The following is a 21,615-nucleotide window of genomic DNA, read 5'->3' on the forward strand; positions in this document are numbered from 1 at the left end:
TTAAGATAACATCAAAACATAATGGGTTATGAAAACACTCATCTTAACAGTGATAGCTTTAAGCATCCTTACGGCCTTAGGATGCCAAAATACCAATGGACAGGATACTAAACGCAAACTGAGCAAACCTGCCGCTGAATGGAAAAAAGTACTTACATCCAACCAATATCACATTATGGTTGAAAGCGGCACCGAGCCACCCTATCAGAACGAGTATTGGAACAATCATGAAAAAGGTGTTTACGTAAGTGCCGCAACCGGCGACACGCTATTCACCTCCGACGACAAATTTGATAGCGGTACGGGCTGGCCAAGTTTTGTTAAACCTGTCGACTCGGAAAAAGTAGCAATAATTACTGATAACAGCTACGGCATGAGCCGTGATGAAGTTATTGAAAAAAGTACAGGCTTACACCTTGGCCACGTATTTAATGACGGGCCTGCCAACCGCGGCGGCAAAAGGTACTGCATGAACTCAGGGGCTTTAAAATTTATTAAAAAGCCATAACCCTGCGGTTCGCATTTAATGACGGGCGTAGCTGCGGCCTTACACGTAAGCCCTGCTCATATTTTAACCCAATGGTCAAATCTATCCAGTCGGCATTAACAGATCTGATCATTTTTTCTTTTTGCGGACGGGTATAAGTGCTCACCACTTTAAAACGTTCCATAGCCTGTTCTTCGGTATTGATCTCCTCAAAGTAAACCAAACGGTTAAGATGTTGCGCACTATCGAAAAACAAAGTTGGCATTTCGCTGTAAAACTGGATGGTTTTCATCAGGTCTGAACATAAGCCTACATGCAGATTTTTACGGTTTCTGTCGGTAATGATATAAACAAAACGTTTCATTTTATGATAAAAAATTTGGTGAACAGATAATTATTACTAACTTTATGAGCATAAAATTACTAATAAATTTAGCAAATCCAAATTTTATGTCAATAATTTCACAAAATATTAAGTTTCTCCGCAAAAAGAAGGGTTTAACGCAGCAGCAATTTGCGGACGAATTAGGTATAAAACGTTCATTAGTAGGCGCATACGAAGAAGACCGGGCCGACCCTAAATACGACTTACTAAAAACATTAGCAACCTATTTTGATGTTACTATTGATGACTTCATCAACGAAACCATCAACGAAAAATGGCAGCCAAAACCAAAAGGCAACCCTGCTAACCTGCGAATCCTGAGTATTTCTGTTGATAAGGAAGAAAATGAAAATATAGAAATGGTACCTGTAAAGGCCAGCGCCGGTTACCTTAATGGTTATGCCGATCCTGAATACGTGGCACAGCTTCCGAAGTTTTACCTGCCTATGTTTAAACAGGGTACTTACCGAGCTTTTGAGATCAAAGGCGACTCCATGCTTCCGCTTGTATCGGGCACTATTATAATAGGTGAATACGTAGAAAACTGGGGCGATGTAAAAAGCGGCGAAACCTATGTAGTAATATCTAAAAATGACGGCGTGGTTTACAAACGCATTGGCAATAAATTTAAAGAGAACAAAAAGCTAAAGCTTATTTCTGATAACCCCGTTTACGAACCTTATGAAATATCGGGCGAGGATGTACTGGAACTGTGGAAAGCAAAAGGTTATATCTCCACCCAATTGCCATCACCGTCACCGGAGCCTACCATGGAAAGCCTTACAGCAATGATGGCCCAGATGCAACGATCTATATCTAACTTACAGCAAGGCAACAATTAAGTTACATCGGCTTTTTTAAACCATTACGATCTATCTTTATCATACTGATAAAACGTAAATTAAATTAAAAAGCTATGAAAAAATTATTGTTAATGTGCTGCTTCCTTTTAGGAATTTCAGCAGCCAGCTACGCACAGGGTGGCATGAGAAGAAGCCCGGAAGAAAGAGCAAAAGAATTGCAAACCCAGCTTAAATTAACGGATGATCAAACAACCAAGATCACTGCGGTTTACAAAGAGCAGGCAACTAAAATGGATAGCGTACGTACTGCGGCCAATGGCGACAGGGATGCGATGCGCTCTGCGATGCGCCCAATGATGGAAGCAACCAACACCAAAATCAAAGCTATTTTAACAGCCGAACAAGCTGCGGCTTACGATAAGGCAATGAAAGAAAGAATGGACCGTATGCGCCAGGGCGGCGGTGGCCAGTAAACATTATCACATAGAAAAAAGCGACCAATGGTCGCTTTTTTTATTTTTGCACAAAACGAAGCACATTGAACCCAGCCGAAGATTTTTTAAAACGCAAACTGCAGGAGCGACAACAAGCTGGCAACTACCGTGAACTGAAACCCGAAAACAGTAGGGCTGACTTTTGTTCAAACGATTATCTCGGTTTTGCCCGTTCGTTAGTTTTAAAGCAAAGCATCGCTCAGGAAGTAAACACCAATCCGCTTAGCTTAAACGGTGCAGCCGGGTCAAGACTGCTATCGGGCAACATCCGATATGCCGAAGACCTGGAAAATCAAATAGCTGACTATCACCAAAGTGAAGCGGGCCTGCTTTTTAATTCGGGCTATGATGCTAACCTGGGACTACTGTCATCGCTTGCCCAGCGTGTCGATACCATAATTTTAGATGAGTTAGTGCATGCGTCAATCATCGATGGCGCAAGATTAAGCTATGCCAATCGCTATAGCTTCCGGCATAATGACCTGGAGAGTTTAGAAGCTAAATTAAAATTGGCCAAGGGCAATTGCTATGTGGTTATTGAAAGCGTGTATTCTATGGACGGAGATACTCCTCCCCTTGTTGAAATCCTCAGCCTCACTGAAAAATATAATGCCGCCCTCATAGTTGATGAGGCACATGCTGTAGGTCTTTATCCCAAAGGGTTGGTTTGCGAACTTGGTTTACAACAAAGGATTTTTGCCCGTATAATAACATTTGGCAAGGCACTGGGCAGTCACGGGGCTGTAGTGCTCGGTAGTAATACCTTACGAAAATATCTAATCAATTTTGCTCGTTCCTTTATTTATACTACTGCAGCACCTTTCCACCAGCTGGCAGCTATAAAAATGGCCTATCAGCTATTAGAAGATTCCCGCGAAGCTACCATCAGCCTGAAAAAGAATATTGACCTGTTTAAACAGCAAGTAAACACGGGCAAAAATTTCACTTTACTAAATAGTGATAGCGCTATTCAATGTATCGTACTCAAAAGCAATGAAATGGCAAGGGAAGCGGCTAAACAACTGCAAATGAACAACTTTGATGTGCGGCCCATCTTAAGCCCTACGGTTGCACAGGGCACCGAGCGGATCAGGATTTGCCTGCACAGCTTTAATACGGAAAATGAAGTAACTTTGCTGGCTGTAACTCTTAACAAATTTATATTACTACATGCTTGATACGCAACCGATATTTATTACCGGTATTGATACCGGAATAGGTAAAACCCTGGTTTCGGCTATTTTAACTGAAAAACTAAACGCAGACTATTGGAAGCCCATACAATCGGGCGACCTTGATAACAGCGATACACTGAAAGTTAAAAACCTTATCTCAAATCCGGTTACCCAGTTTTTCCCGGAGGCCTATGCTTTAACTCAGCCATTCTCCCCTCATAAATCTGCCGCCCTTGATAAAGTGACTATCGACCTGGAAAACATCGTTCTGCCTAAAACTGATAACCAGCTAATTATTGAGGGCGCCGGTGGCCTTATGGTACCGTTGAATGATAACTTTCTTATTATCGACCTTATTAAACAGCTTAATGCAAAGGTAATACTGGTAAGTAAACACTATTTAGGCAGTATTAATCATACCCTGCTTTCCTTACATGCATTAAAAAAATATGGCATTCCTGTTATGGGGGTAATTTTTAACGGTGATAAGGATATCTATTCAAAAAGCTATATCCTCGATTATTCAGAAGTTGCCGATCTGGGACAGATCCCTGAGTTTAAAACTATCAACAAAAAAACTGTTAAAGAGGCCGGTAAGTTTATTACCTTGTAATACCGGCAGATTATATAAACCGATGTTTTGCCGGTTTCGTAAACAAATACTATGAAAAACATTACTGTAATTGGCTCCGGCACTATGGGCAACGGCATTGCCCACACCTTCGCGCAATATGGCTTTGAAGTATCATTGGTGGATATCAGCGACGATGCCCTGAGCAAGGCTTTACAAACCATCAGCAACAATCTCGACAGGCAAGTAAAAAAAGGCACCATCACCGAAGGGGCGAAAACAGAAACGATGAACCGTATCCGTGTTTTTACAGATTTGGCCGAAGGCACTCAAAATGCCGGCCTTGTAATTGAAGCTGCTACCGAAAACCAGGAAATAAAACTAAAACTGTTTAAACAGCTCAGCGAAATTTGCAATGAAAACGTAATACTGGCATCCAATACCTCATCTATCTCTATTACTAAAATTGCTTCGGTTACCAGGCATCCAGGCAACGTAATTGGCATGCATTTCATGAACCCGGTGCCGGTTATGAAGCTCGTTGAGGTAATACGGGGATATGCCACTACTGATGCCGTTACCGAAACCATTATGGAACTTTCGCGCACTTTGGGCAAAGATCCGGTTGAGGTTAATGACTATCCAGGCTTTGTAGCCAACCGCATTTTAATGCCGATGATAAATGAGTCTGTTTATACCTTATACGAAGGCGTTGCCGGCGTACAGGAAATTGATACAGTGATGAAACTCGGCATGGCACACCCAATGGGACCACTGCAATTAGCCGATTTCATCGGGCTGGATGTTTGCCTTGCTATTTTGAAGGTATTGCATGATGGTTTTGGCAATCCCAAATATGCTCCATGCCCACTACTGGTAAATATGGTAACCGCAGGGCACTTGGGAGCTAAAACAGGCAGTGGATTTTATAAATACACCGCAGGCAGCAAAGATTTGGTTGTAGCCGATAAATTCATGGCCTAAGCGCCGTTAAACTTTCGATGTTGGATGTTGTCAATAGTTATTATACTGAACAACTAAAAACATCTAAAAATGAAAACCATTGCTAAATTAGGAATAGTACTTGCCTTAACAGGCTCATTATTTGCATCATGCTCAAGTCAGGCCTACGTAACAGAGCAGCCGGTTGAACCGGTGTATGTCTCGTCCGGTAGCACCCTACCCTAATGCTGTCTGGGTACCCGGCGAATGGGTTTGGCGCGGTAACCATTACGTTTACCGCCAGGGCTTTTATGCAAGGCCAAGATATAACCGGGTATATGTTCAGGGACATTGGCAACCAACCAATCGGGGATATGTTTGGGTAAGGGGATATTGGAGATAATCTCCGCCCCCGGCCCCCTAAAAGGAGAGTTTTAAAACAGAAAAGCCTTTAGCAATTTTATCTGCTAAAGGCTTTTCTTTTAACCGCGCTCGTTCCCCCTTTAGGGAGTTAGGGGCAATTACATCCTCTCAGGCACTTCAATCCCCAAAAGCTTCATACCTTTGCTGATCACCTTGGCTGATGATGCAGATAGAGCCAAACGGAATTGTTTTGAATCCTCATCTTCGGCCTGTAAGATCGACTTTTCATGATAGAACTTGTTATATGTTTTAGCAAGTTCATATATATAGTTGGCTATTACTGCCGGGCTATAACCTTTTGCAGCTTCCTTAACCGTTTCGGGGTATTTATCAAGCAATACAATTAAGTCGCGTTCAACACCTGCCAGCTCAGTTACTATGGGTTTAAGCTCAGCATTATAATCGGCCCTGCTTAATACCGATTTAATACGGGCGTGGGTATATTGAATAAACGGTCCGGTATGTCCCTGAAAATCTACCGATTCGTTAGGATCAAACAGCAAACGTTTTTTTGGATCGACTTTTAACAGGAAGTATTTAAGTGCGCCCATACCAATGGTATGATATAATGCAATCTTATCTTCTTCGTTAAACGCATCAACCTTGCCCATGGCTTCGGTTTGCTCTTTAGCGGTTGCTTCCATCTCGGCCATCAAGTCATCAGCATCAACCACTGTGCCTTCACGCGATTTCATTTTGCCAGATGGAAGATCAACCATACCATATGATAGATGAAACAATCCATCTGCACCTGTTTTTCCCAACTTCTGCAATATCAGGAACAGCACCTTGAAGTGATAATCCTGCTCGTTGCCTACCACATAGATAGACTTATCCATCTGGTAATCATTATACTTTAACTGTGCGGTACCCATATCCTGGGTAATGTAAACCGATGTACCATCTCCACGAAGCACCAGTTTTTCGTCAAGGCCTTCTGAGGTAAGGTCTATCCAAACCGAGTTATCTGCTTTTTTAAAGAATACGCCTTTTGCAAGACCTTCTTCAATAATATCCTTACCTAACAGGTAAGTGTTAGACTCGTAGTAGTATTTATCAAAATCAACACCCAGTTGCTTGTAGGTTTCGGCAAAGCCAGCGTACACCCAACCGTTCATGGTTCTCCACAAGTTCATTACCTCTTCATCACCTGCTTCCCATTTTTGCAGCATCTGCTGGGTTTCGATCATGATAGGAGTAGCATTTTTGGCTATCTCTTTGATCTTGTCTTCTTCGCCGGCAATTTTATCGTCCAGTTCGCCAATAAGCTTCTGATTTACCTCGTCGGTTTGAGCACGTTTTTCTTTAACCTTTGCTATGGTAGCTAACGAGTCCTCTATTTTGGTCTTCTGATTTTCTTTAAAGGCCGAAAGGTCATGCTTCTCGTAAACTTGACTCAAAACAGGTTTAAGCTGTTCCCTCAGTTCTTTATCAAACAGCACATAATATTTACCTACCAGGTGATCGCCCTTCATGCCTGATGATTCAGGTGTTTCATCATTGCCGAACTTTTGCCAGGCCAGCATAGATTTACAGATATGGATTCCGCGGTCGTTAACCAGATTGGTTTTGATCACCTCGTAACCATCAGCAGCCAGTATCTCAGCAACTGAATAACCCAACAGGTTGTTGCGGATATGACCAAGGTGCAGTGGTTTGTTGGTATTTGGAGATGAATACTCTACCATTACCTTTTGTCCGTTGGGCTTTGCTACCGCAAAATCATCGGCAGTAATGTTGTTATATAAACGACCGATCCAGTATTCGTCGGTTATAGAAAGATTAAGGAAGCCTTTAATCACATTAAAGGAGTCAACTTCCTTCAATTCGTGTTTAAGATACTCCCCTATTTCGGTACCGGTTTGTTCAGGGCCTTTGCGCGAAAATTTGGTAAACGGAAAGGTTACAATGGTTACTTGTCCTTCAAACTCCTTACGGGTTTCCTGTATGCTAACGGCAGCCAGTTCAATGTCAGTTTGGTATAGTTGTTTGACTGCTTTTACGGCCGCTTCTATGATAAAATCCATTCGGCAAAATTAAATAAAATGGGCAGATTGCGAATACTAAAATGGCGATGTTTACACGTAGATTAGGAGCCACCTACAGAATCAACAGCAATTTATAATGGGCGCTAAAAACAGGACACAGCTATGGAGTACTGAGATTCAAATATTGTTATGAGCCACATGCTTAAAAACATGCCTATAATCATTTCTTACCCGATTATTGCAATTAAAAAAAGCCCCGGGTCAACACTACTTTTTAGACATTCATTATAAGAATAATTATTCAACTCAAGACGTAAACAACTTCAAAACCCCGGTCTGATTATTTTTTCTGCCAATTTCTTAGCTGATATCCCCTGTTTATTCTCTATATTATAGTCGGAGCCATATTTCAGCAACAACCTGATCTGATCCAGTTTGTACTTTCGTTTCACCGCATAAAAAAGTGCAGTATTCCCGTATTTATCGGAAAAATTCACATCGGCACCATTGCTTAAAAACCATTCGGCCACTTCAAAGCGTTTCCAGTTGAATGCGGCCATAAACGGGCTGTCATCTCCAGCACCCGGGTCTGTTTGTGCACCATAGCTTTTAAACAGACCGGCGGCTTCCACATCATTATACCAGGCTATGGCATACATGCAATGCTCGGGATTGGCGCCATTAGCCAGCAAATATTCATATAACAGCTTATTTCTTCCGCGGGTATAAGCATACCAAAGCGGGCTGGCCGGAAAAAAGCTGCATTCCTCTTTTATCCGGTGGTTTGAATTGATATCCATGCCTTTTGACAGCAATAGCTTAAGCATGATCAAACTTTCTTCGGCTTTTGCAGGACGTTTTGCGATTTCAATACCACACAGGTAATGAAGTGCGTTTTTACCGCTATCTTCAGCCCAGGTAAGCCAGCCGTGATCTTTTTCGATCATCACTTTAACAGCTCCAACGTTAAGTTCTTTTATGTGCTGAATAAATTTGATCATAGCTCTCTCCTTTTATTTATCCAGCAAAGTCAACCAGGTTTTTACAACGTTTCGCAAAGCTTCTTCTTTTGCCTTAACTTCTTCCATATTGTGAAAAAAGCCAACCGGCGGCCGTCGGCATAATCGCCGGAAAGCAAACCGGATGTATCATTGATCTTTGCCCCTGAGGGGAATACCAGTCTGATACAATCTTTTTGGTACACGTTCGAAACGATAATATATCTTTTATACTCTTTAGGATCAAAGGGTTTCATTTCCCCGATATATAAAAAGCTCGGTGCATTCCATTTGATATGCTCGCCAATTTCATCGTCAATAGCCAGGATAATTTTTCTCAGCGCTCCTAACACCTCCTTCAATGGATGATCAAGCTTTTGCATGTAACTGTCTACCCCTGCCGAGTCGGCAAGGACAACTGGTTTGGTACTTTTGGCTTTCATGATTAACAGGTAATAAATTGGTTAAGAGGGGCTATTTAAATTTAAAAAAGAAAACATAATACCAAAGGAACGTTGAATAGTACCATTAAATAACCCCGCATCGTCTTAACTTTGATATATCAAATCAGATTATTACCATCATGGAACAAAAGCTGCCATTACCGCCATTTAACTTTGAAACAGCCACCCAAAAAGTGCAATTAGCCGAAGACGCCTGGAACAGCCAAGACCCGGCAAGGGTTTCTTTAGCATATACCATTGACACCGAATGGCGCAACCGCTCGGAATTTGTAAACGGGCGCCAACAGGTAGTGGAATTTTTAACCCGCAAATGGGAAAAAGAATTCGATTATAAATTAAAAAAAGAACTGTGGGCCTTTACAGATAACCGTATTGCAGTACGTTTTGAGTACGAATATCATAATGCTGAAGGCCAATGGTTTCGTGCTTATGGAAACGAGAACTGGGAGTTTGACAAAAACGGCCTGATGCAAAAGCGCTATGCCAGCATCAATGACCTGCCCATCAAAGAAGAAGACAGGCGGCTGTAAAAGAAATAGCCCATTACCAAAGCCGATGGCTCTTATAATGGGCTAAATATCCATATTAAATAATTGAGAAAAAAGGTTTAGGGCTTCCTTAAATTCAGTTAATATAGTTTTGAACTGTAATTTCAATATGCCAACGCCTCTTCGAAGCACTTGAATATTTATTTTATCAGCAGTGCAAATTAAAAGTCGGGCATATTTCTTTCAACAACCCAAATCTCGCTTGACAATTAAGAACTAAAAAGGGTGAAACCACCCTTTTTTGCTTTAAACGGCATGGTAAAATGAAATATAAGTTCATTATTTTTTTACTTTGGCAATATGATTAACATCAGTTAACATATACACCTAATATTAATGCACACTTCAACATTTACCGGGCCTGTACAAATTGCCATAATTGATAATCATACCTTATTTAGACAGGGAATGATCAGCTTACTGGGCGATTTTAAAGAGATCAATATCCTTTTCGACGCCGAAAATGGAGAGGATATGATCAGCAAGCTAAAAAAACCTCCTTACCTGATATTATATTGATGGATATAACTATGCCGGTAATGGATGGTTACGCGGCTACCGCCTGGTTACGTGAAAATCACCCTACAGTAAAAGTGCTGGCGTTAAGCATGTCTGACGATGATAAACCTATTATAAACATGCTTAAGAACGGAGCTGTTGGCTATATGCTTAAGGAATCGAAGATAAGAGACGTAGTTTATGCGATGCAAACTATCCAAAAGCACGGCTTTTATCTAAATGAACTGGTAAGCGGCAAATTGCTTTATACCATGCAAAATAAAAACACACCCGTCGATAAATCCAAAGAGCTTACCTCCAATGAACTTACATTTCTGAAACTAAGCTGTTCTGAACTTACCTACAGGCAAATTGCCGACGAGAATGAACCTGAGCCCGCATACTATTGATAATTATCGCGAATCGTTATTTCAAAAGTTTGGGCTTAAATCAAGAACAGGCATGGTACTTTTTGCCATCAAAAATCAGATCATAACCGTTTAAAAAACGAAGGACAAACAATAATGTTAGCAGGTTAACCCCCTGAATCAAACACAAGGGGATAATTGTAAATGCCTTCCAATACTTGACATTTTCTCCTTTCTTCGTCCTTTCCTGCGTAACGGCATCAACCCAGATCTTATAATAAATGCTCAACATTTGTTTCAGATTTAGCATGCAACTATTTTAACTAACCTTAACGCCGCAGATAAGTTTGTTTTACTGTTTTATAACTCACAATTGCTGTATTCCGTTAGTAATGGCAAATCGTGACGAGATTTCGTCATTTCAAAGTCAAACAGATTACAAACAACTTATTATCAATAATATAACAAAAAGGCATAAGTATTGATAAATCCTGTTTATTCTTAAGCAAATCACTTTTAAAAATATTATTAACCTTAAAAATCACTGTTATGCCAAATCATTTATCAACATTAGGAGTTATTCATACAGCCATAAGTCTTGTGGGAGTTGCCATTGGTTTTATTGCATTGTTTCAGGACGGGAAAATCGCCCCTAAAACAAAAAACGGCAGGCTTTACGGTGTTTTTACCGTGCTGGCCTGTTTATCCTCATTTTTGGTTATGAAAACCGGTCACCTGAGCAGTGCCCACAACCTCTCGTTTCTTATTTTAATATTACTGCCTGTTGTTTACTATGCGCCCTACCTACGCATTTTTGGCAGCAAGGCCGATTGTGTACAAACTATAGGCATGACAGCCACCTTATTTTTCTCATTAGTACCTGCCGTAGTTGAAACGCTCACCAGGCTCCCAGTTGAACAACCACTGGCTGAAGGGCCTGACTCTCCTGTAGTAAAAATGGGGCTTTTGATCATGCTGGTATTATTTATTGTAATTATGATATACCAGGCGATTAAACTAAAGGGCCAAGGCAAAGGGTTTACCCCGGCCATGTGAATTGATATTTGCCGGTACTTATCTATGGAGTCATGTATCCGCTCGGCGTACCGGGTGTCAGGCGAAATTGATAAAGTATAAAACAAATAAACACCCCGACCGGGGTGCCTAAAAAACAAAACTAAATCAAATAACTTTATCCTGAAGTACCATTGAAAAAATACTTTTCATAGCAGCCCCGGTATTGTCTTTATAGTTTATGGTCAATTTATAATTGTCTACAACAAATGCCGAATTGGTATAAAATTGAGCATTAGAAGGATCGGTACTGATAACATTACTACCTTCACTTACCATTTTTTTTGCGATAACAATGTTTAATCCATCCCCTTTAGTATGAAATTTCCCGGTGTACTGAACCGTTGTTGAATTACCATTTTTATAAGTTACATCGGCCAAAATAAAAGTACTATCCGACGAGAATACTAAATAACGCGCTTGTTCCCCTTCTTTAACCGGAATATACCACTGGCCAAAAAGGGATGTATTTTTTGGACGGGTTGCTGCGCCTTGTCTTTTTTACAGGCGCCAAGAGAAAACAAAACCGATAGCAACAGGCAAACAGTTAAATTCTTAAATATCAATACAGGCTTAATCATAAAGTGAAGGTTTTACCTATCAATACGATAAATACTTTTAATTCGATACACCAATGACAAAAAAAGACCGCTCTGAAGAAGCAGTCTTTCTATATAGTAAGTTAACCAGGTTTTAATCAGCTTTGCTAACCCTGCCTGATCCCGCGTAACGGGTTGTACCAATTGTTGCGGTACCGGAATATACAACACTTCCTGAACCAGAAATACGCGCAGAAACTGTTTTACTGGCAATCAAATTGATATTTCCTGAACCTGCAATTGAAGCTTCAACAGTTTCCGTCCTCAATGATTTACCGTTAATCTCTCCCGAGCCTGAAATACGACAGTCGGCCATACCGGTACTACCTTTAACATCAATTGAACCCGATCCGCTGATTTTCAGGTCCAAAGTACCTGATTTAACAGCAGTTTTTATATTTCCCGAACCGCTTAACGCAATTTTGGCATTTTCGGCAGTCATCGTACCATCAACAGTTGCATTTCCTGAACCGCTGTTAGCAAGGTATCCAAGGCTTTTGGCGGTGATGTAGATATTGGCTCGCTGCATATTGCGATGATTTTTCCAGTGATCTTTAAATTCAACGTTTAATATGCCGTTTTCTACTTCAGTTTTAATATCATCAACTACATTGGCGTCAACATCAAGTTTCAGGCTTTCGGTTCCATCAATTTTAATAAATACGTTAAACGGGCCACCACAGGCAATACCGTTATAACCGGATACATTGCGGGTTACAGTTTGCGCGGAAGCATTAAAAGCTATCGAAACCGTTAGTAACGAAGCCATAAGTGAGAAGATTAGTTTTTTCATGATCGCGTGTTTAAGAATATGACGCTTTTTCAAAAAAAACGTTGCAATTTTTTTGTTTTTTTACCTCTGCCAACTTCCACAAAGATTCATTACAACCTGAAGTTGAGCGATATGTAAGGATACCATCCTTCGCTTGAATGACCGGCCAGCAATTGCAATACTGTTAAACTTGCCGGTGCAAAATATAACCCGCCGCCGGTACCGGTATGCCACTTATCCGAATGCTCATTTTGTATCCAAACACGACCCGTATCATAAAAGCCTACCAATCCCAACTGGCCCGGTAAAATATAACTGGCTATATCAGCAAGTTTAACCCTTGCCTGTAAATTATTGAACACCATATGCTTGCCTGCAAACCGGTTTTGCAGATACCCCAACAGGTTGCCTTGCCCGCCCAAAAACATTGATTGATAAAAGGCCGGCTTTCCAAAACTTACACCGCCACCAACACGATCAGATAATACAATAGCACCGCCAGGGGTTAGTTTTTGATAGAAAGTAAACTCTGGCTTGATCTGTACAAAAGATTTGGAATAACTGTTAAGTCCTTCATAACCTTGTACCGTTACAGTAAAATAGTAGCCCTTGGTAGGCAGGATATTATTATCACGTTGGTTTGTGGTATAATTTATCAGCGCGCCAAGATGTGCTTTATCTTTTCCAACCGTTAAGCTATCGTAAGAATTGATAAGCGATGTTTGGTTAATGAACCGCCCGGTATTTTGTGAAAGATCAAGATGATAAAACTGAAACGAAGGACCAACACTGATATCGCTGTTCTTGCCCGTATGCCAGCGTAAAGCCGGATCAAACTGATAAATATCATACCGTGTACGGTAGTAAGTACGATAACCAGGAAATTTATTTAACGGGCTTTCATTACCCAGGCCAAAAAAGTTCACCGTATTATCAGGCGACTGGATGTTGGCCTGGATCGTGAAATCGGCTTTACCAATGGCATCTATCCATTCCCCCCGGTATTTGATCCTGAAAGCATCCGTAGCAAACGAATGGGTGATCATTACCTGCTGTAATGTTGAATAAGGCAATTTCCTGAAACCATCATGACCGGTATATTGAAAACCCAGGCCAAGTAAAAAGCCATCATCCTTATTTAATGCTGCAGTGGCAAGCGGCATCCACACATTGTATAAATTGGTGGGTAAAAACTGAGTATTTGAGGTATCATTTGAAAGATGCTTATTTAATTGGCCGACGTTGCCGGTAAAATTGGTGCTATCTCGCCGACCATAAAACTTTATCGCTTGTGCAGATTGCTTAACCTCAACAGTTTTACTACCCACACTATCAATCAATCTTAACTTAATGGGCGAATTGGCATTATTAATAACTATGCGGTCATCTCCGGCAGAAACATACAATCTTATTTCTTTAGTAATCTCCGGTTTGTACATCATATCCATAAACTGATCTTTGGTTTCACCATCTTTATTCAGCTTATTAATTGTTATACGCAAAGCTTTGTCGGGAGCATCGGCAACGGTGATCAGTTCGCTTTTATCAGTAGCGCGGATATCCACTATCCTATTAGTGAATTTATAATACTCACTCATAGCTGCCGGTATATTATCCCGGCGTTGTTTTAATATGGCAAGCAACTCTTTATGCCTCAATTTATAGCTTTCTGCAGGCAGGCGTCTTAAACTTTCTTCAAGCACCGCATCAGTTTCGGCTTTAACAAATTCATTGGCAATCTGCATCCATCTTTCGTAGCTTATTTGTGCATCCGGATACTGCTTCATGAACCTTGTTTTAAAAAGAGAATATTTCACATGCGGAATATCCCCTGTAAAATCTTCAAGTAAGGGATCTATCCAGGGTAGCGCAGCAATACTCGGAAACACACCCTGTGTAACATGAAATACCTGGTCACGGTCACGTGGTACAGCAACATAGGTTTTACCTTTACCATTTTTAGTATCAGCCCAGCGCCATTGATCTTCGTGCCTGTCCCAATCGCCCATTAAAAGATCAAGCATACGGGCACGCAAAAAGCCTTCTCCATCCAACCTGTTATCATAGCTTTTAAGCAGTTGCCCTTCCATTTTAAGGGTATTATCTGATGAACCAACTGGCTCCCTTTCCTCTATCAAACATACGGTACCAACAAATAACTTACTATATTGTCCAAGTGCGGGATCTTCGGCCACAACACCTATAACCGGGTTAGCATGCGGCACACGCGCCGCTTCAGCAAGAGGCGGCACAATCAAGGCCGAATATGGGTGCTGGCCACTAAACTCGTCGCCGACCCAATCAACAGCAAAGGTACCCTGCAAATTTTCGGGCAACAGTTTATCCGGTGTTTTTTCAACACTGCGCAATACCCACTCGCGGCCGGTTTTATCTTCCAAACGTAATGACTTTGATTCCATACCACCACCCTGTTTAATAGGTGATAGCCCGCCATTTATTTGCGATAGTTTTATAACGGGAAGCTTCACTTTCATGGCCCAGTCCTTACGATAGTTTTCGCCGAACAGCCAACGGTGAATCCCGCTTACATCATCATATGAGGCGTGAACACTTACAACAGTGCTATCCGGAAATTTTTGCCAGGCCGATGGCGCAATAGCCTGGGCATTAGCATACAATGCCGAGCCCGTAAGAAATAAAATAGTAAGTATCCTTTTTGTCATGAGGTGATGTGTTTAAGATGCAGGACTTAAAATACAATAAACTAACTGTTAACAAGAGACATACCAAACACACAAGTATCTAAAATACAGACACTTAATAAAAATCAACACAAAAACAAGTGGCGATATATCGTTATTTTAAAAGGTAATTCTGAATAACACAACAATATGGCTGTTATCTTAATAGTTTTTTAAACTCTTGCACAGGTATAAAAATAATCAATCTGTAATCATTTTACACCTCAGGCAGGCGGTTATGTTATTACCGTTCTGATATTGACCGACAAAGATTTTGAAAGCAAACAGTCTCTACATATTAAATTTTATTAGTTTTATGATTGTATGACCCGCAACGATAAATCGCCACACATCCTTAACGCAGCATCAAATTTACTGGGCTTGTGCTTTGTGGTGCTTACCTCATTAAAATTCCTGAAAATGTCCGACCGGACCTATATTGACGAGAACAGTAACCATAGCACTTGTTTTCTTTATGCTAAGCTGTATACTGTCTTTTCTGTCTATCCGGGGAAATATAAAACCCGGTGGACGTTCGGAAGCCGTGGCCGATTACCTTTTCCTGGCTGGGATGATCGTATTATTTCTTACCGCCATCTTAATCATATTTAAGGTAATGGTTTAGCCACACCTAATTATATAGGCTAAACTTTCATATGATCACCAATCACAAAAGTTCTGCAATATTTAATGCACCTAAAAACGGGCTGAGCCTCTGGCAATGCTTTTATTATTACATTCCCCTAAAAAAACCAGTTAAATTAGGAATTATAATATCTATTTACTGTTTGTAAGAAAAATTTTGCAATAGTGTAAATTGATTGTAACTTGTAATTCAATTAACCTTACTGCATTTTACGTTTTTTAGTTCTATCTCCTGCACTATAACACTCTGTTTAAAGCAATTAACAGAGCGGCGCGTTTGTTAATAAATAATTTACTGAGAAATACGGCTTAACGATTTGATAACTTTGGGTTTTCATTATTTAAAAACTACCCTCCTACATTTATCAAATCATAAGTTTTAGCCGGATATGGCAGCTTCTTATTTAAATTCTGAATCAGGATTTTGTAAAGAATTAGCCATGCAACATTTTGAAATTTGATATGACAACTACTCAACCTAACAATATTACTATGTTATCCGGCCAATTTCTTTTCACAACGGCTAACTACAGAATCTATACAAAATCGGTCTATACCTTAATGCCTTTCACAATTAAAATTTCGGGAATTAAAGCTAATTGAAATAAAAGGATGAAGAAAATATTATTCATTACCGGTTCAATTAACCAAACCACTCAAATGCACCAGATAGCTAATGAGCTGCCTGAGTTTGACTGCTGGTTTAGCCAGTTGTTTACTGATAATACTACCTTAAATACTATTATTAATAAGACCGCCCTGCTTAGTGGCACTGTACTCTCTACCAAATTCAGGCTTATTTCTGAAGAGTACCTTCAAAAACATGCTTTACAAATTGATTTCAGGGCACAAAAAAACAAATATGACCTTGTTGTATTCTGTACCGATTTGATTGTGCCCCCGCGCATGCGTAATATTAAAACCATTTGGGTGCAGGAAGGTATGATTGATCGTTACACTCCGTGGAGCAGTGTTGTTAAAGCCCTAAAGCTACCCCCCACGCTTTGCGGCAACACCTCGTTAAACGGTTCGTCAAACATATGTGATGTCTATTGTGCCGCATCAGAAGGTTACAAACAGTACTTTACAGGTAAAGGTACCAGCGAACGCAAAATTGTGGTAACAGGCATGCCAAACTATGATAACCTGGTTCAGCACGTTAATAATGATTTTCCGCACCATAACTATGTAATGGTGGCCACCACAGATATGCGCGAAACCTTTCGTATTGAAAACAGGATTGCCTTTATTAAAAAAGCGGTAAAAATTGCAGACGGCCGCCCATTACTTTTTAAGCTTCATCCGAATGAGAATGTCGAGCGTGCGGAAAAAGAAATCTACGCCAATACGCCGGCCGGTACATTGGTATACAGCAAAGGCAATACTAACCACATGATAGCTAATTGTTGTGAGCTTATAACCCAATACTCAACCGTAGTTTATACTGGTATTGCCTTAGGTAAAAAAGTTCATTCGCTTTTTGATGTTAATGAGCTTAAAAGGCTTGCACCGATACAAAATGATGGCGTATCGGCAAGAAATATCGCTGCCATTTGCCGCGGTTTTTTAAACCACGATGGCGATAAAAAAGCTTTGACCCGCACGCGGCTATGGATAAATACCAGGTTAATAAGCCAGAGACGCAATTAACCGAAGAACTAATAGCTAACTGGTAATCATTTACCGTGAAACAGAAAATATTAATTGTAGTACAGGCCCGCATGGCTTCGAGCCGTTTACCGGGTAAGGTAATGCTGCCTATATTGGGTAAAAGCCTGCTGGCAAGGATGATTGAGCGGCTTAAAATGATCAGTCACGAGGCTGAAGTGATCATCGCCACATCCGAAACGCCGGCTGATGATATCATCATCAATGAAGCTATCAACATAAGTGTCCCTTATTATCGCGGCAGTCTGAATAACCTGCTCGACAGGCATTACCAGGCAGCGAAATTGCGTAATGCAGATATTGTATTAAAGATCCCCTCTGATTGCCCGCTCATTGATCCGCGTATTGTGGACCATGTACTGGATTACTTTTTTGCCAACCAAAACAGCTTTGATTTTGTAAGCAATCTGCACCCGGCTACATATCCCGATGGCAACGATGTGGAGATCATGACCATGGATTGCCTCACCAAAGCTTGGGAACAAGCAAGCCGGGAGCTGGAACTGGAGCATACCACTCCTTATATATGGGAAAATCCTCAATTATTCAGGCTTGGTAACGTAACCTGGCCTGCCGATTTGGATTATTCCATGTCGCACCGGTTTACGATTGACTATGCAGAAGACTATTATTTTATAGAACGGGTATTCCGCGAATTATATGCAGATAACAATAATTTCTCGTGCGATGATATCCTTAACCTGCTAACTCAAAAACCCGAGATCTATAATATCAATGCACAATATGCCGGGGTAAACTGGTACAGGCACCATGTAGATGAGCTAAAAACCATTACATCTGCCCAAACCAAACAGGCACCCACAAAAAACTTACAGGAATTATAACAAGCGAATGATAACAGTGGAGAACAACAATTACCAGGAATTAACAGGCACCGCTCTGAAGGTACGGGAGCACATCATCCGCATGTCTACCGATGGCGGGTGTTTTACAGGTGCATCGCTATCGGCGGTGGACCTTATTGTTTATTTATATAGCCGCTTTTTAAACATTAAAAAGGATAATCTTGATGATCCAAACCGCGATTACCTTTTTCTGTCAAAAGGCCACGATGTACCCGCCCTGTACGGCACCTTTGCCGAGCTGGGTTTATTGGAAAAAGAACGTTTAAAAAACCACCTGCTACTTAATGATCATATTTACTGGCACCCCAACACCAAAATCCCGGGTATTGAATTTCACTCAGGTTCTTTAGGTCATTTGCCTTCGGTAGCTATTGGCGTTGCTATGGATTTGAAAATCAGCGGCGGCACAAACAAAGTTGTTTGCATTTTGGGCGATGGCGAGTTGAACGAAGGCACCTGCTGGGAAGCCATGCTGGTAGCCAACGCTTATAAACTGGATAACCTGCTATTCGTGGTTGACCGCAACCACTTCCAGGCCAATATGCGTACGGAAGACCTGATTCCGCTGGAGCCGCTTGCCGATAAGTTTGAAGCCTTTGGCGCAGCCGTTAAAAGAATAAACGGACACAGTTTTGCCGAGCTTGACGAAGCTTTCGGCGCGTTCCCTTTCCATGACGGGAAACTGAATGTAATTATTGCCGATACCCTACGCGGCAAAGGCCTGCCAAGCATACAGGAACGCGCCGACAGGTGGTTTTGTAATTTCAATGCAGACGAGATTCAGCAACTTTTATTAGAGCTGCACGGCGAACATCAAACAACATTAACATCAGAAACTTTAGTGGTGCGATAAGATGAGTTACGAAGAACTTTTAACCCAAACAGCCCTTGCCAACGAGCAGGTGATTGTAATGACCGCCGAAAACCGCGCGCTGGTACGTAACCTGCCCGGTATATTAGGCAAACGTTTTATTGATACCGGTATTACCGAGCAAACCATGATTGGTGCGGCGGCCGGCTTAGCCTTACGTGGCCGCACGCCTGTTGTACATGCCCTTGCCGCTTTTTTAACCATGCGGGCTTTTGAGTTTGTACGCACCGATGTTGGAATCGCCAATTTGCCGGTTAAACTAAGCTCATTCATACCTGGTTTTTTATCAGACGGTAACGGCCCTACCCACCAGGCTATTGAAGATATCTCTATCATGCGTGGTATCCCCAACGTAACCGTTTTTGCCCCTGCCGATGAAGACGACCTGGTAAAAATGCTGCCACAGATATGGGAAAGCAAAAACCCTGCCTATACCCGAATTAATACCCGCAAAACCGCCTATGTGCACGAGCCTTTTACCATAGGCAAAGCCGAAGTGATAGCTGAGGGCAGCGATGTAACCATTTTAACCTACGGCTTATTATTTGAGCAGGCACTGATCGCAGTTGAAATACTGAAAAGCGAAGGCCTTTCTGTTGGTTTGATCAACATGCGCAGCCTTAAACCTGTTGATGAGCAGGCTATATTAAAAGCATCGGCACAAAGCAAACTGGTAGTTACGCTTGAAGACCATTTTTTAACCGGTGGTCTTTACACCATTGTGGCCGAGGTTTTATTAAAACATCGCACAACCGCCAATGTACTGCCTATGGCATTGAACGAAAAATGGTTCAGGCCAACTTTACTTCCTTCGGTATTGGAGCATGAAGGCTTTACAGGTAAACAAATTGCCGAGAAAATACTGGGGTATCAAACAACACACAACCAACCACAAATTTTAACACCTGAATTTTCAGAATAAAAATATTGATCATGGCTAATAAAATTGAGCTAAACAACGATTATCCGAACATCACCGAATCGGATAAATTATATGAACGCGCTTTAAAAGTTCAGAAACCGGTTACCCAAACCCTGGCTAAAGGCCCGGGGCAGTTTACCAAAGGTGTAGCGCCAAAATACCTTGTAAGAGGTAAAGGATCGCACGTATGGGATGTTGATGGTAACGAATACATCGACTTAAATTCGGCTATCGGCCCAATCTCTTTGGGTTACGCCTACCCTGCTGTTGACGAGGCTATCCGTCAGCAATTAAACGACGGTATTACCTTTTCATTGATGCACCCTTTAGAGGTTGAACTTTCTGAGCTGGTGCAGCAGGTTGTGCCTAATGCCGAAGCTGTAAAGATCTCTAAAACGGGTGCAGATGTTTGTTCGGCTGCTATCCGCGTAGCACGTGCATTTACCGGCAGGGATAAAGTATTTTGCTGTGGCTACCATGGCTGGCATGATTGGTATATCGGCATAACCAGCCGTAACTCAGGCGTTCCTGAAGCTATCCAGGATTTAACTTACACTTTTGAATATAATGACATTGAATCAGTAAAAGCCGCTTTAGATGAAACTGTTGCTGCGCTGATACTGGAGCCTTTCATTTTTGAGGCACCAAAACCGGGCTACCTGCAGGAACTTGCCGAGGTTTGTAAAGCAAACGGCACCCTGCTCATTTTTGATGAAATGTGGACAGGATTCCGTGTAGCCGTTGGTGGCGCGCAGGAATATTTCAATGTTAAAGCCGATCTGGCTGTGTTTTCAAAAGCATGTGCCAACGGTATGCCTATTGCTTTATTAACCGGTCGTGCTGATGTGATGGAGCTTTTCAACTCCGAAGTATTTAGCTATACCACATTTGGTGGCGAAGCTTTATCATTAGCAGCATGTATTGCTACCATCAATGAACTCCGTGATAAAAAGGTACCACAATACCTTGATGAGCACGGTGCTTTATTAAAAGATGGTTACAACAGCCTTGCCATTGAGTTAGGCATTGATAAATACACCCGTTGTGTAGGCTTTAACTGCCGCAGCATGGTAACTTTTACTCCCGATGCCGGCAACGGACTGGAAGTAAAAACCTTTATGCAGCAGGAAATGATAAAACGCGGTGTGCTTTGGGCCGGCTTCCACAACATGTGCTATAGCCACACTACCGAGGATATCGATTATATCCTTGCGGCTTACCGTGATGTGTTACCGTTGTTAAAGGCGGCTATCGAAAGCGGTAATATCAAAGATCAACTAAAAGGCGAAGTGTTAGAGGCAGTTTTCCGCAAGGTAAGCAATTACAACATTAAACCTAAAAGCATAGCCTAA

Annotated in this window: 27 protein-coding genes; 19 read left to right on the forward strand and 8 right to left on the reverse strand. The window is 41.4% G+C overall.

The genetic code is table 11. The features are described from left to right. Window positions 1-28: 28 nt before the first annotated feature. Window positions 29-508: a peptide-methionine (R)-S-oxide reductase MsrB gene (msrB, locus tag ACQ86K_RS19040; protein WP_091162586.1), complete on the forward strand. Its 480-nt coding sequence runs from the start codon at window positions 29-31 to the stop codon at window positions 506-508. Here the strand turns inward: msrB and ACQ86K_RS19045 are convergent. Further along, window positions 495-851 carry a GIY-YIG nuclease family protein gene (locus ACQ86K_RS19045; protein ID WP_431198556.1) on the reverse strand — a complete coding sequence of 119 codons (357 nt, stop codon included), beginning with the start codon at window positions 849-851 and terminating at the stop codon, window positions 495-497. The two genes, msrB and ACQ86K_RS19045, sit on opposite strands and share 14 nt — an antisense overlap. 86 nt (window positions 852-937) lie before the next feature. Here ACQ86K_RS19045 and ACQ86K_RS19050 point away from each other — a divergent pair, with 86 nt between their 5' ends. From ACQ86K_RS19050 to ACQ86K_RS19080, 7 genes are all read left to right on the forward strand, one after another. Next, a complete protein-coding gene (locus tag ACQ86K_RS19050) occupies window positions 938-1,714 on the forward strand; it encodes an XRE family transcriptional regulator (RefSeq protein WP_090527624.1) in 777 nt (258 codons plus the stop codon). A gap of 74 nt (window positions 1,715-1,788) precedes the next feature. After that, window positions 1,789-2,148, forward strand: a complete 360-nt coding sequence (locus tag ACQ86K_RS19055; RefSeq protein ID WP_091162584.1) for a hypothetical protein — start codon at window positions 1,789-1,791, stop codon at window positions 2,146-2,148. Between the two features lie 65 nt (window positions 2,149-2,213). Beyond that, window positions 2,214-3,347, forward strand: coding sequence for an aminotransferase class I/II-fold pyridoxal phosphate-dependent enzyme (locus ACQ86K_RS19060; RefSeq protein ID WP_091162583.1), 1,134 nt, complete (start codon window positions 2,214-2,216; stop codon window positions 3,345-3,347). Next, window positions 3,340-3,957, forward strand: a complete 618-nt coding sequence (gene bioD, locus ACQ86K_RS19065) for a dethiobiotin synthase (RefSeq protein ID WP_091162582.1) — start codon at window positions 3,340-3,342, stop codon at window positions 3,955-3,957. Before ACQ86K_RS19060 ends, bioD begins: the two co-directional genes overlap by 8 nt. 51 nt (window positions 3,958-4,008) lie before the next feature. Then, window positions 4,009-4,899, forward strand: a complete 891-nt coding sequence (locus tag ACQ86K_RS19070) for a 3-hydroxybutyryl-CoA dehydrogenase (RefSeq protein ID WP_091162581.1) — start codon at window positions 4,009-4,011, stop codon at window positions 4,897-4,899. A gap of 69 nt (window positions 4,900-4,968) precedes the next feature. Continuing rightward, on the forward strand, window positions 4,969-5,103 hold the full coding sequence (locus tag ACQ86K_RS19075; RefSeq protein ID WP_431198557.1) for a hypothetical protein: 135 nt from the start codon (window positions 4,969-4,971) through the stop codon (window positions 5,101-5,103). After that, window positions 5,075-5,260: a hypothetical protein gene (locus ACQ86K_RS19080; protein WP_431198558.1), complete on the forward strand. Its 186-nt coding sequence runs from the start codon at window positions 5,075-5,077 to the stop codon at window positions 5,258-5,260. Before ACQ86K_RS19075 ends, ACQ86K_RS19080 begins: the two co-directional genes overlap by 29 nt. Window positions 5,261-5,378: 118 nt before the next feature. Here the strand turns inward: ACQ86K_RS19080 and argS are convergent, their stop codons facing one another. The 3 genes from argS to ACQ86K_RS19095 form a co-directional block, all read right to left on the reverse strand. Further along, window positions 5,379-7,307 (reverse strand): arginine--tRNA ligase, encoded by a 1,929-nt coding sequence (gene argS, locus ACQ86K_RS19085; RefSeq protein ID WP_091162579.1) that lies wholly within the window; start codon window positions 7,305-7,307, stop codon window positions 5,379-5,381. Between the two features lie 284 nt (window positions 7,308-7,591). Further along, window positions 7,592-8,269 (reverse strand): ankyrin repeat domain-containing protein, encoded by a 678-nt coding sequence (locus ACQ86K_RS19090; RefSeq protein ID WP_431198559.1) that lies wholly within the window; start codon window positions 8,267-8,269, stop codon window positions 7,592-7,594. A gap of 41 nt (window positions 8,270-8,310) precedes the next feature. Beyond that, a complete protein-coding gene (locus tag ACQ86K_RS19095; RefSeq protein ID WP_431198560.1) occupies window positions 8,311-8,709 on the reverse strand; it encodes a DUF1801 domain-containing protein in 399 nt (132 codons plus the stop codon). 140 nt (window positions 8,710-8,849) lie between these two features. Here ACQ86K_RS19095 and ACQ86K_RS19100 point away from each other — a divergent pair, with 140 nt between their 5' ends. The 4 genes from ACQ86K_RS19100 to ACQ86K_RS19115 all read left to right on the forward strand — a co-directional run bounded on the left by ACQ86K_RS19100 (window position 8,850) and on the right by ACQ86K_RS19115 (window position 10,280). After that, complete coding sequence (locus ACQ86K_RS19100; RefSeq protein WP_091162576.1) at window positions 8,850-9,260, forward strand: DUF1348 family protein; 411 nt, start codon at window positions 8,850-8,852, stop codon at window positions 9,258-9,260. 354 nt (window positions 9,261-9,614) lie between these two features. After that, entirely contained in the window at window positions 9,615-9,797 is a 183-nt protein-coding gene (locus ACQ86K_RS19105; RefSeq protein ID WP_431198561.1) for a hypothetical protein, read from the forward strand. Beyond that, window positions 9,797-10,186: a response regulator gene (locus ACQ86K_RS19110; RefSeq protein ID WP_431198562.1), complete on the forward strand. Its 390-nt coding sequence runs from the start codon at window positions 9,797-9,799 to the stop codon at window positions 10,184-10,186. The genes ACQ86K_RS19105 and ACQ86K_RS19110 overlap by 1 nt, the downstream gene beginning before the upstream one ends. Then, entirely contained in the window at window positions 10,161-10,280 is a 120-nt protein-coding gene (locus ACQ86K_RS19115; RefSeq protein WP_431198563.1) for a LuxR C-terminal-related transcriptional regulator, read from the forward strand. Before ACQ86K_RS19110 ends, ACQ86K_RS19115 begins: the two co-directional genes overlap by 26 nt. On the opposite strand, the gene ACQ86K_RS19120 is transcribed toward ACQ86K_RS19115, so the two are convergent. Further along, window positions 10,227-10,436, reverse strand: coding sequence for a hypothetical protein (locus ACQ86K_RS19120; protein ID WP_431200984.1), 210 nt, complete (start codon window positions 10,434-10,436; stop codon window positions 10,227-10,229). The genes ACQ86K_RS19115 and ACQ86K_RS19120 overlap by 54 nt on opposite strands. 257 nt (window positions 10,437-10,693) lie before the next feature. Between ACQ86K_RS19120 and ACQ86K_RS19125 the strand changes: the two genes are divergently transcribed. After that, on the forward strand, window positions 10,694-11,200 hold the full coding sequence (locus ACQ86K_RS19125; protein WP_091162574.1) for a hypothetical protein: 507 nt from the start codon (window positions 10,694-10,696) through the stop codon (window positions 11,198-11,200). A 126-nt stretch (window positions 11,201-11,326) separates the two neighbouring features. Here the strand turns inward: ACQ86K_RS19125 and ACQ86K_RS19130 are convergent, their stop codons facing one another. The 3 genes from ACQ86K_RS19130 to ACQ86K_RS19140 all read right to left on the reverse strand — a co-directional run bounded on the left by ACQ86K_RS19130 (window position 11,327) and on the right by ACQ86K_RS19140 (window position 15,273). Continuing rightward, window positions 11,327-11,599 carry a hypothetical protein gene (locus ACQ86K_RS19130; protein WP_431198564.1) on the reverse strand — a complete coding sequence of 91 codons (273 nt, stop codon included), beginning with the start codon at window positions 11,597-11,599 and terminating at the stop codon, window positions 11,327-11,329. Window positions 11,600-11,911: 312 nt separating this feature from the next. Beyond that, window positions 11,912-12,610, reverse strand: coding sequence for a head GIN domain-containing protein (locus ACQ86K_RS19135; protein ID WP_143020672.1), 699 nt, complete (start codon window positions 12,608-12,610; stop codon window positions 11,912-11,914). 89 nt (window positions 12,611-12,699) lie between these two features. Further along, window positions 12,700-15,273: a BamA/TamA family outer membrane protein gene (locus tag ACQ86K_RS19140; RefSeq protein ID WP_091162571.1), complete on the reverse strand. Its 2,574-nt coding sequence runs from the start codon at window positions 15,271-15,273 to the stop codon at window positions 12,700-12,702. Window positions 15,274-15,615: 342 nt separating this feature from the next. On the opposite strand from ACQ86K_RS19140, the gene ACQ86K_RS19145 reads away from it, so the two are divergent. The 6 genes from ACQ86K_RS19145 (at window position 15,616) to ACQ86K_RS19170 (ending at window position 21,615) form a co-directional block, all read left to right on the forward strand. Continuing rightward, window positions 15,616-15,903: a hypothetical protein gene (locus ACQ86K_RS19145; RefSeq protein ID WP_431198565.1), complete on the forward strand. Its 288-nt coding sequence runs from the start codon at window positions 15,616-15,618 to the stop codon at window positions 15,901-15,903. 645 nt (window positions 15,904-16,548) lie between these two features. Continuing rightward, window positions 16,549-17,586 (forward strand): hypothetical protein, encoded by a 1,038-nt coding sequence (locus tag ACQ86K_RS19150; protein ID WP_431198566.1) that lies wholly within the window; start codon window positions 16,549-16,551, stop codon window positions 17,584-17,586. 35 nt (window positions 17,587-17,621) lie between these two features. After that, complete coding sequence (locus ACQ86K_RS19155; protein WP_256337318.1) at window positions 17,622-18,449, forward strand: glycosyltransferase family protein; 828 nt, start codon at window positions 17,622-17,624, stop codon at window positions 18,447-18,449. A 16-nt stretch (window positions 18,450-18,465) separates the two neighbouring features. Next, window positions 18,466-19,323, forward strand: a complete 858-nt coding sequence (locus tag ACQ86K_RS19160) for a transketolase (protein ID WP_431198567.1) — start codon at window positions 18,466-18,468, stop codon at window positions 19,321-19,323. 1 nt (window position 19,324) lies between these two features. Beyond that, window positions 19,325-20,263: a transketolase family protein gene (locus ACQ86K_RS19165; protein ID WP_091162567.1), complete on the forward strand. Its 939-nt coding sequence runs from the start codon at window positions 19,325-19,327 to the stop codon at window positions 20,261-20,263. An 11-nt stretch (window positions 20,264-20,274) separates the two neighbouring features. Continuing rightward, a complete protein-coding gene (locus tag ACQ86K_RS19170) occupies window positions 20,275-21,615 on the forward strand; it encodes an aminotransferase class III-fold pyridoxal phosphate-dependent enzyme (RefSeq protein WP_091162566.1) in 1,341 nt (446 codons plus the stop codon).

This window comes from Mucilaginibacter sp. P19, assembly GCF_050632265.1.
GTDB classification, from domain to species: domain Bacteria; phylum Bacteroidota; class Bacteroidia; order Sphingobacteriales; family Sphingobacteriaceae; genus Mucilaginibacter; species Mucilaginibacter gossypii.